The organism is Arthrobacter sp. Y3221157, assembly GCF_059089865.1.
Window position 1 is genome coordinate 1 of sequence record NZ_JBNHFD010000113.1, and the last position, 9,407, is coordinate 9,407.

8 protein-coding genes and 1 pseudogene are annotated in these 9,407 nt (G+C 69.0%); 4 read left to right on the forward strand and 5 right to left on the reverse strand.

Annotation, left to right across the window (positions count from 1 at the left end; genetic code table 11):
• The 3 genes from AC5RTT_RS18625 to AC5RTT_RS18635 form a co-directional block, all read left to right on the forward strand.
• Nucleotides 1–540 (forward strand): DMT family transporter (locus AC5RTT_RS18625; protein WP_494146436.1); only part of this gene is annotated, 540 nt, incomplete at its 5' end.
• A 9-nt stretch (nt 541–549) separates the two neighbouring features.
• Nucleotides 550–978, forward strand: coding sequence for a metallopeptidase family protein (locus AC5RTT_RS18630; protein WP_494010922.1), 429 nt, complete (start codon nt 550–552; stop codon nt 976–978).
• Between the two features lie 10 nt (nt 979–988).
• Nucleotides 989–1,909 carry a cation diffusion facilitator family transporter gene (locus AC5RTT_RS18635; RefSeq protein ID WP_494146437.1) on the forward strand — a complete coding sequence of 307 codons (921 nt, stop codon included), beginning with the start codon at nt 989–991 and terminating at the stop codon, nt 1,907–1,909.
• Nucleotides 1,910–1,931: 22 nt separating this feature from the next.
• Here AC5RTT_RS18635 and AC5RTT_RS18640 read toward each other — a convergent pair whose 3' ends face one another.
• From AC5RTT_RS18640 to AC5RTT_RS18660, 5 genes and pseudogenes are all read right to left on the reverse strand, one after another.
• Complete coding sequence (locus AC5RTT_RS18640; protein WP_494146440.1) at nt 1,932–2,729, reverse strand: ABC transporter permease; 798 nt, start codon at nt 2,727–2,729, stop codon at nt 1,932–1,934.
• A 70-nt stretch (nt 2,730–2,799) separates the two neighbouring features.
• Nucleotides 2,800–3,786, reverse strand: coding sequence for an ABC transporter ATP-binding protein (locus AC5RTT_RS18645; protein ID WP_494146438.1), 987 nt, complete (start codon nt 3,784–3,786; stop codon nt 2,800–2,802).
• Nucleotides 3,783–5,045, reverse strand: a complete 1,263-nt coding sequence (locus AC5RTT_RS18650) for a LolA family protein (protein ID WP_494146439.1) — start codon at nt 5,043–5,045, stop codon at nt 3,783–3,785. The genes AC5RTT_RS18645 and AC5RTT_RS18650 overlap by 4 nt, the downstream gene beginning before the upstream one ends.
• A gap of 83 nt (nt 5,046–5,128) precedes the next feature.
• Nucleotides 5,129–7,885: pseudogene (locus AC5RTT_RS18655) on the reverse strand (PEP/pyruvate-binding domain-containing protein).
• A gap of 32 nt (nt 7,886–7,917) precedes the next feature.
• Nucleotides 7,918–8,958 (reverse strand): universal stress protein, encoded by a 1,041-nt coding sequence (locus tag AC5RTT_RS18660; RefSeq protein WP_494052163.1) that lies wholly within the window; start codon nt 8,956–8,958, stop codon nt 7,918–7,920.
• Between the two features lie 260 nt (nt 8,959–9,218).
• Between AC5RTT_RS18660 and AC5RTT_RS18665 the strand changes: the two genes are divergently transcribed.
• The coding region (locus AC5RTT_RS18665; protein ID WP_494146441.1) for a hypothetical protein at nt 9,219–9,407 on the forward strand (189 nt) is incomplete at its 3' end.

Below are 9,407 nucleotides of genomic sequence, written 5' to 3' on the forward strand. Positions count from 1 at the left end.
GCCGGTGGCTTCCTGGGCGGCCACCTGACTTACCGCCAGGCAGCCGGACCCGCGACCGGCACAGGGGAAAGCGCGGCGGCGGACCTGGCGGGGGTTGCGCTGTGCCTCCTTGCCGCCGTGCTCGCGGCGGTCAGCGTGATCATCCAGAAGCCGGTGCTGCGGAAAATCCCCGCGGCGCAGGCCACCTGGTTCGGAATCCTGGTGGGGGCGGTGTGCTGCCTGCCTTTTGCCGGGCAACTGGCGTCCGAGGTGCAGGCCGCGCCGCGCGGAGCCACGGCCGGCCTGGTGTACCTGGGCATCTTCCCCACTGCCATCGCCTTCACAACGTGGGCCTACGCCCTCTCGCTCGTGGACGCCGGCAAGCTGGCGGCCACGACCTATCTGGTCCCCGGAGCCACCGTGCTCATTTCCTGGCTCCTGCTCGGCGAGATCCCCACGGCCTGGGGTCTGGCGGGCGGCGTCATCTGCCTGCTGGGTGTAGGGCTGACCCGCCGCCGGAGCCGTTCAGGGACGGAGTCCACGGAGCCTGTTCGGCGCTAAAGTCGGAGTATGCCTCCCAGCCTTCCGCCCGGCCTTCCAATCATTCCCGACGGTCCGCATGAGCCCCTGGGCTTCCGGATGTCCGCGGATGAATTCGAGGCCGCAGTGTCCGATGCCCTGGACAGCATCCCGGAGAAGCTGGCCCGTGCCATGGACAACGTGGCCGTCTTCATCGAAGACGATTACGTGCCCGGGCCGGGGGAAGATCCTGACACCGTGCTGCTGGGAATCTACGAGGGCGTCCCGCTGACCGAACGCGACTCCTGGTGGGATGCCGGGTCCCTGCCGGACCGGATCACCATCTTCCGGGAACCCATCCTGGAAATCTGCTCGTCGCGGGAGGACGTGATCCACGAGGTGGCGGTAACCGTGGTTCATGAGATCGCGCACCACTTCGGCATCTCCGATGACCGGCTGCACGAGCTGGGCTGGGGCTAGCCTTGTAGGCATGGGACACCACCACAGCCACACCCACGGCATCACCGCCACCGGCCAGCACCGGAAGCGGCTCGTGGCGGTGCTGGCGATTACGCTTGCCGTTGTCCTGGTCCAGGTGGTGGGTGCCATCCTGTCCGGGTCGCTCTCCCTGCTGGCTGACGCCGGGCACATGCTCTCCGACGCAGCCGGGGTGACGATCGCCCTCCTCGCAGCCTGGATCGCCGGAAGGCCCGCCAGCGACCAGCGCACGTACGGATACCAGCGGGCAGAAGTGCTGGCAGCCCTGGCCAACGCCCTCATCCTGATCGTGATCTCCGTGGTGATCTTCAGCGAGGCCATACGCCGGATCGGCTCCGCGCCGGAAGTGGCCACAGACATCATGCTCTTCGCCGCCATCCTTGGCGCGGTGGCGAATGTCGCCTCCCTGTTGATACTGCACGGCGCCCACCATGAAAGCCTCAACGTCCGCGGCGCCTACCTGGAGGTCCTCGGCGACCTCATGGGCTCCTTCGCCGTTATTGCGGCCGCCGTGGTGATCATGCTGACCGGCTTCAACGCCGCGGACACCATCGCCTCGGTGGTGATCGCCGTGCTGATCCTCCCGCGCGCCTGGACCCTGCTGCGCGACGTGGTGGATGTCCTGCTGGAAGCCAGCCCCAAGGGCGTGGAAGTGCAGATGATCCGTGAGCATATCCTGTCCGTGGCAGGCGTCACCGACGTGCATGACATCCATATCTGGACCATCACCTCCGGCGTGCCGGTGTTCTCAGCCCACGTGGTGGTGGAGGACGGGGTGCTGAATGCGCGTGGTGCAGACCAGCTGCTGGACAAGCTCATCACCTGCCTGGGCTCCCACTTCGACACGGACCACTGCACCTTCCAGCTGGAACCGGCCAGCCACTCGGAGCATGAGGCGCACCAGCACGCATAGGCGCACGGGCACTGTCCCGGTGTCAGCTCAGGATGTCCCTGGTGACGAACCGCCCGTAGGCCAGCGCCCCGAACACTGCGATGTAGCCGCCTTGCAGCAGGGCGTTGCTGGTGAACGAGTCCCACAGCAGGGGCTGGCGCAGCATGTCGCCGAACCCGAACCAGTAATGGCTGAACAGCCACGGGTGCAGCCATTCCAGCTGCGGCAGCTGGTCCAGGACCTGGGACACCACCGAAACCACCACGGTGGCCGCCATTGCGCCCACCGGAACCACCGTGAGGGTGGACAGGAAGAGCCCGACGGCGGAAAGCCCCGCCAGCGAGACGGCCAGGTAGGCGGCAATCAGGAGGATGCGGACGGCGGCTTCGGGCGGCTGGATGACGTCGCCCGACAGCAGTGTCACGGGCCCCACCGGGAACAGGGCGGCACCGATTGCGGCACCGGCAAGGCCGACAGCAAGCGGCGCGACAATGCAGAACGCGAGCGCCCCTGCATATTTGACCAGCAGCAGCCGGACCCGACCGGCGGGCGCGACCAGCAGGTACCGGAGGGTGCCCAGGTTTGCCTCGCCGGCGATGGTGTCCCCGGCCACCACCCCCACCGTGAGCGGCAGGAACAGCGGCACCGAGACCAGCATGGCAGTGAAGGCAACAAACAGGCCGTTCTGGCTGATGCGGTCCAGGAAGGCCGGGCCACGGCCGGGCGGAACAGCGGACGAGACCCGCACCGCGATGGCGATCAGCACGGGAATGGCTGCCAGCGCCAGCAGCAGCGCCCACGTTCGGCGGCGGCCGAACAGGACCCGCAGCTCCGAGAGCATCAGGGAGAATACGGACTCCCGCGCCTCCCTGGCCGTTGGCGCGGCTGTTCCGGGGACTTCCGCCGGCACGCTACTGGGCAACGTCGAACCCCTCTCCGGTCAAGGCGACAAAGCGGTCTTCCAGGCTTTCGCGTTCGACGGCGAACCCCCGCACCCGCACGCCGCCCGCCACCAGGTGCCCCACAATATCCTCGGGAAGTCGGCCGTCGGATGCGGCGGACAGGCTGGCGAGGAGGACCTCGCCGTCGGGCTGGGCTCCGCCGGCCTCCGCGGCCAGGCCCAAACCGGCCAGCACGGACCTGGCCGGCCCGGCGTCGGGTGTCAGCAGCCGGATCCGTGCGCTGCCGGCCCGGCGCAGTTCGGCGAGCGGTCCCTGCGCCACGAGGCGGCCGGCGCTCATGATGGCGGCGTGCGTGCACATCTGCTCCACCTCGGCGAGCAGGTGGCTGGAGACAAAGACCGTGGCCCCGTCATGGGCCAGCGAACGGACCAGGTTGCGCACCTCGCGCGTGCCCTGCGGGTCCAGTCCGTTGGTGGGCTCGTCCAGCACCAGCAGTTCCCGGCGGGTGAGCAGGGCGTTGGCGATGCCCAGCCGCTGCTTCATTCCCAGCGAGTAGGCGTGCACCTTCTTGCCGGCGGCATGCGAGAGCCCCACCCGTTCAAGGGCACGGTCCACCCGGTCCTTCCGGGTGGCGGGCACGGTGCTGCGGCCGGCGGCATCCAGGCGGGCAAGGTTCGCTGCACCGGACAGGAACGGGTAGAAGGCGGGCCCTTCCACCAGCGCGCCCACCCATGGCAGCACGTCCCGGAACCTGCCCGGCATCTCCATTCCCAGCAGGCTCACCGTTCCTGCTGACGCCGCGGCAAGTCCCAGCAGCATGCGGATAGTAGTGGTTTTGCCGGATCCGTTGGGACCAAGGAACCCGAACACGGAACCTGGCGGCACGGCGAGGTCCACGGCGTCCACGGCAACCTGCCGGCCAAAGTTCTTGGTCAGGCCCTGCGTCTCAATGGCAAGGTTGTATGTCCCGGGGCCGGTTGCGCCCGGCGGGATCACGGAGCCGCCGAGGCAGCGGCCTGCAGCCTGTCCGCCGGCACCATGCCGGCGAAGATGCGGCCGTCATCGGTGACGAGCACGTTCAGGAGCGTGGTGGACAGCAGCCGTCCGCCCGGGACGGCGACAGCGGCCTGGGACAGCAGAGGATCCCGCAGCAGGGAGTCCGCAAGGGTCCCGCCCGCCGCCGCGGCCGGGATGCCAACAACCGTCTCCCAGCCCTTCCCCGTGACGGAGGGACGGGCCGGATGCTGCCGGAGGGCCGCCGGATGTTCGGGAGTGATGACCATGCCGGGGGCGCGGAAGCTGAGCGGCCACCGGGCCGGGTCACGGAACTGCAGTTCCTTGACGGTGCTGCCGGGCGGGGGCACGAAGGTGAAGAGGGAGTCATCCGGCACATCCAGGGACAGGCTGGTGAAGCCGGCACGGAACGACGGCGTGGAGGCACCCCGGGCGGTCACCTGGACGGACAGGGGCAACCCGGTTTCCCCGTCAACGGCAATGGCCACCTTGCCCACAAGCGTGGCATCGGTGCGCGGCTCAAGCACCAGGTTGTAGGCGGTACGCCCTGCCACGTCCACGTCCTCACCCACTGACACAGCAGTGCTTGGCTCCACCTTGGCCAGGAGATGTCCGGCAATGTCCGCGGGCGTGTGCGTGTGCATGCCGTCCGGGTTGGCCGGTTCGGCCGGAGGCAAGTTCGGGTCCTGCGGTCCGGCGTTTGGCGGCACGTGTAGCGGCAGGTCGCTGGCGACGGCCGGAAGGGTCACTTGGGCGGTGGAGTTGTCCTTGGAGGAATAGAACCAGAGGTCATTGTCCCGGCGGACTATGTCCCGTTCGGCCAGCCGGTCCACTACCTGCACCCGCACCTTGGTTTTGCCGTCCATGTATACCCGTGCGGTGTGCTCGCCGGAGAGCAGCTCGAACAGGGAGGCTGCGCCCCCTGCAGAGGCGGGCCCGGATGTGGGCCCGGCAGCGGGCAGTTCCGGCAAGCCCAAATCTGACGATTGCTCAACGGTCGCGGAAAAGGTGGAGACCTTGTGCTGAGCCAGCAGGGCCAGCACTTCCGCCGGCGACTTTTCGGGCAGAGGGTCGCCAGCCCGGGCCGGGATAGTTCCCGCGAGTACCCCGGCGGCGATCACTGCAGGTACTGTCATGGCAGGCAACCAGCGCAGCCAGGCGCGCCTGGCACCCGGCGGATTCCGCCGTGGGAGCCAGCTGCCTGAGCCGGTGGTGTCGGAGCCCGCTGTGTCTGAGCCCATAGCTCAAGATTACGCCTGCGCAGGCGCGTAGACACGGGCCGGAGGCCCCTTCCTGGAAGGCGTTTTGGTACCACGGGCACCGGTCACGCAGGCGTCACGGTTCCCGAGCCGCCGTCGACCGTAACCCTCTGCCCGGTGGTGATCCTGCCCGTGGCATCGGGAACACCCACGACGGCCGGAATGCCATACTCCCGGGCCACCACGGCGCCATGGGAGTTGGGGCCGCCCATTTCCATCACCAGTCCGCCCGCCGTAAGGAACAGCGGGGTCCAGCCGGGGTCCGTGGACGGGGCCACCAGGATTTCGCCGGGCTCAAGGTGCGCACCCACGGGATCCAGGATGACGCGGGCAGCTGCTGTCACGGTTCCCGCGGAGGCGGGGCTCCCGGCCAGCGCGCCGTCCGTGGCCGCGCCAGCCGCCGGCTGCAGCGCCTCGAGCTCGGTGCCGTCCGAGAGCAGCACCCGGGGGATGCGCCGCCGTTCGAGTTCCCACTCATAAGCGGCCCGCCGCTCCGCCACCAGCTCCCGCAGGTCCAGGGCTCCGCCGCCTGCCTGTTCCGGCAGCGCCTGGTGCGCTTCGTTGAAGTCGAGGAAGAAAATGTCATCGGGCTGTTCAAGGATTCCGGCTTCGGCGAGTTCCCTGCCCACGTGCCGCAGCTGCTTGCGGACCTCCGCGAGGCCCAGGACCAGCTGGTACTTCGGCAGCTCCCGCAGCCCGGCAAAGAGCCGCGCCCTCCGCAGGGCAGCCCGGACCACCATACCGTGCAGGCGGCTGCGTGCCCCTGCACGGGCTACGAGCCTGGCAACCTGCGCGTTTGCATCCTCGGCCGCCTTGCTGAACTGCACGTCGGGGGCCAGGTCCGGGTCCTCCAGCCGAAGGTAGTTGGCCAGGACACCGATGATGTGAGCGGGGTCATCAGATCAGCGCGGCATCCCGACGTCGATCTCCGCCACTGCGCGGTGGCCGTACCGGTCGAGGAACCTGGTGAGGCCGGCCTCAAGCCGGGCGGGGACACGTCCGGCCTGGAAGTCCTTGGCCAGGCGTGACGGGTCCTGGGTTGTGAGGGCGGCATATGACTCGGCGTCGTCCCTGATGGCGACGGCGAGTCGCCACAGCTCCAGGTCCATCTCGGTGGTCACGTTGTTGGGCAGGCCGCGAAGCACCGGCTGGAGTTCGTCCCACCGGGTGCCGCCCAGCGCCCTCCCCGCCACAGCCAGCATGGCGAATCCCAGGGCGGGAAGCGGCAGGATGGCGGGAACGATGGCGAACAGGCGGGTCCGCAGGAGCATTTCGGCGTGCTCGAGGCGCCCGGCGGGCCCGGCGGGGGCCGGTGCCTCCAGCGCCGCCTCGAACTGGCGGGTAAAGCGGTCCAGGCGACGGAGTGCAGCAGCGGGCCTGAACATCCCCCGCAGGACCGACTCGGGGGCCCTGGCCCGGACCGCGGCGGGAACAACATGGCGGAGCAGCGCCAGCGGCGTCCGGCGGGTCACGGAGAATGCCGGATCGTCGAAGAGCTGCCTCAGCAGGCCGGCCGAGCGGGCCTCCATGACGTCGAAAACGCGGGGAAGGATCCGCCGGCCCACGGTGCTCCGCAGCGGGGTGGTGAGGTCGAAGTACAGCCGCTGCCCGGCTTCCGCGTAGGGGGACGGCCCCCGGCGCGGATCGGGAACGTGGAACCCTGCCGCCTGCGCCACCGAGGAGGCGAGAAGCCGGAATGCCGCCCGTCCCATGGGTGTGATGGGCCGGGTCAGGCCCTGCGCGAGGCTGAAGCAGAGGTAGACCCTGGTGCCGTTACCGCTGCCGTGCGCGTCGGACCGCTGCGGGACCGGATAGAGGGTGGTTATGGGCCTGGACTGGGTGAGCCACAGGATTCCGGAGTCGTCGATGGCCCATTCGATGTCCTGCGGCGCCCCGAAGTATTGCTCTGCCTGCCGGCCCAGCCGTGCCAAGGCGGCGGCCTGGCTCTCGTTAAGGCACTCGCCCGCCGCGGCGCCGGCCGCCTCTATAGTCCGGGTCCCGCCTCCCGGAACTGCCCGGACCGCCACCTTCTTGTCCCCCGGTTTCCGTTCCAGGACCCTGCCTATCAGGGCATCAACCACGTAGTGGTCCGGGTTTACCGCCCCGGACACTACTGCCTCGCCCAGGCCGGGGCTGGCATCAATGACGGTGTGGCCCCGGCGGCCCGTCAGCGGGTTGGCGGTGAACATGACCCCGGCGGTCTCTGCCTCCACCATCCGCTGGACCACCACGGCAAGGGCGACGCCGGCGGGATCGATGCCCAGGCTGGCGCGGTATGCGGTGGCACGGTCCGTCCACAGCGACGCCCAGCACTTCCGCACCGCTTCCAGCACTGGCCCGACGCCCACCACATTGAGGTACGTATCCTGCTGCCCGGCGAAACTTGCGAACGGCAGGTCTTCAGCGGTGGCCGATGACCGCACTGCCACCGGCGCGTCGTGGCCCAGTCCACGGTAGGCCTGTTCGACGGCGGCAGCTACGTCATCGGGGATCGGTGCGTCCAGGATGGCGCTGCGGGCAACCGCAGCAAGATCGGCCAGCTCCGAAGGATCCAAGGGGCCGGCACCAGGCGCCGGCTTCAGGGCGGCATGGACCATGGCAATGCCGGGAAGCAGGGAGGAAGGCGTGCCGGTGGCCCGGCGGTACGCCTCCGTGGTGAGGCAAAAGCCGTCCGGCACGGGCAGGCCCGCGGACATCAGTTCGCCCAGGTTGGCAGCCTTGCCTCCTGCCAGGTCCAGCATGCCGGCGTTCACGGAGGACAGGTCCCGGACCAGTCCGGGACTGTCCGCAAGGCTTCCCTCGGGCTCCGCGTGCGGCCGCATGTCCGTGTGTCCCTGGTGGCGGGGCTACGGGATCAGGCGGCGTCGCCGAGGATGGGTCCGAACCTGGCACGGTCCGCCAGCCGGGGGTCTTCCCGGTCCGGGACCACCATGACGGGGCCTTTGGCGTGGTGCAGCACGCCGTCGGACGTGGAACCCAGCAGCATCCCGGTGAAGCCGCCGCGGCCGCGGGTTCCCACCACCACCAGCTCCACGTGCCGGCTTTCCTCCACCAGCACGTCCACCGGTGATCCGTCCCGCAACTGCGATTCGGCGGGAAGGGCAGGGTAGTGGCTGCGGAGCCAGGCCATACCGGCGTCCAGGGTCACCTGGATGTCAGCGAAAAGAGCCTTGCGGTCCATCGGTGCCGGAACCCAGGCCAGCGAACCGCTGTACTGGGGAACGGCACAGACTACGCGCAGGGTGGCCCCCAGCCGCTCAGCCTGGTCTGCTGCTTCCAGTACGGCAACCCGGGCCTGTTCGGACCCGTCCACGCCCACCACCACCACGTTTTCCACGCGTTGATGCCCGGCTTTTGCCTGTTCAGCCCTGATGCGCCGGTCCTCGGTGGTTTCGCCGAGCCGGTCCGAGCAGACGAGCGGCACGGTCACCGTGGGGCACTTGGCGTGAGCGGGCAGGGCGCTGCTTACCGACCCCAGGAGCCGGCCCACGAAGCCGCCGCGGCCGCGGGTGCCGAACACCAGGAGTTCGGCAGTTTCGGACATCTCCAGCAGCACCCCAGAAGCGTCCCCGTTTTCCACGGACGACGTCACCTCGATGTCGTACTGGGAAACCTTCTGCAGGGCCTGGCGGACAACAGCCTCGGCACCCTCACGGATCACGGAGTCGTCCACTGTGGCATAGCCGCCGTCCAGGCCGGACGCGGCGAAGATGGGCACTGAGTATGCGGTAACGATGTGCAGGGGACGACGGCGGCGCTGGGCTTCACGGGCCGCCCACACCAGGGCGCACTGGCCGTGGTCGGAGCCGTCAACGCCAACCACGATTCCCTCGGGCGTGGCGGAAGTGCCTCCGCCGTCCCGGGCCGGATCCGGATGCAACTCGTGTGCGCCCATGGGGCCGCCTCCTTGCGCTACTGCCGCCTGATGCTGCGGCTATTCTGCCAGAAGCGGGGAGCGTTTCCCGCACCCGGCGGCCAGCCGCAGGCGCCGGCGGAACAACCCGCCTCCGCTTCTCACTATTCTCCGTCCGCGGTGCCTTCGCAAGCCTGTCCAGCGCGGATATCCACATGTTATCCACAGCCTTTCCACACACCCTCGGAAAGCGCGTTCACCCGCAGAAGAATGTTTGCGTTTTGGGCTATCCCTGGCCGGAAATGTTCTGTAGTCTTCAGGACATTGTTGGTCCGGGAAGCCCGCAGGCACCGCCTGCCAGGGCTGCCCTCCAATGTGCTGCGGCCGGACTTTGGGGGGCATTCATCCGCAAGCCCCGTCACGGCCTGCACCACCTCGAAATCTTCGCCACCACGGACCAGTACGAATACCTCGCCACCGTCATGAACACC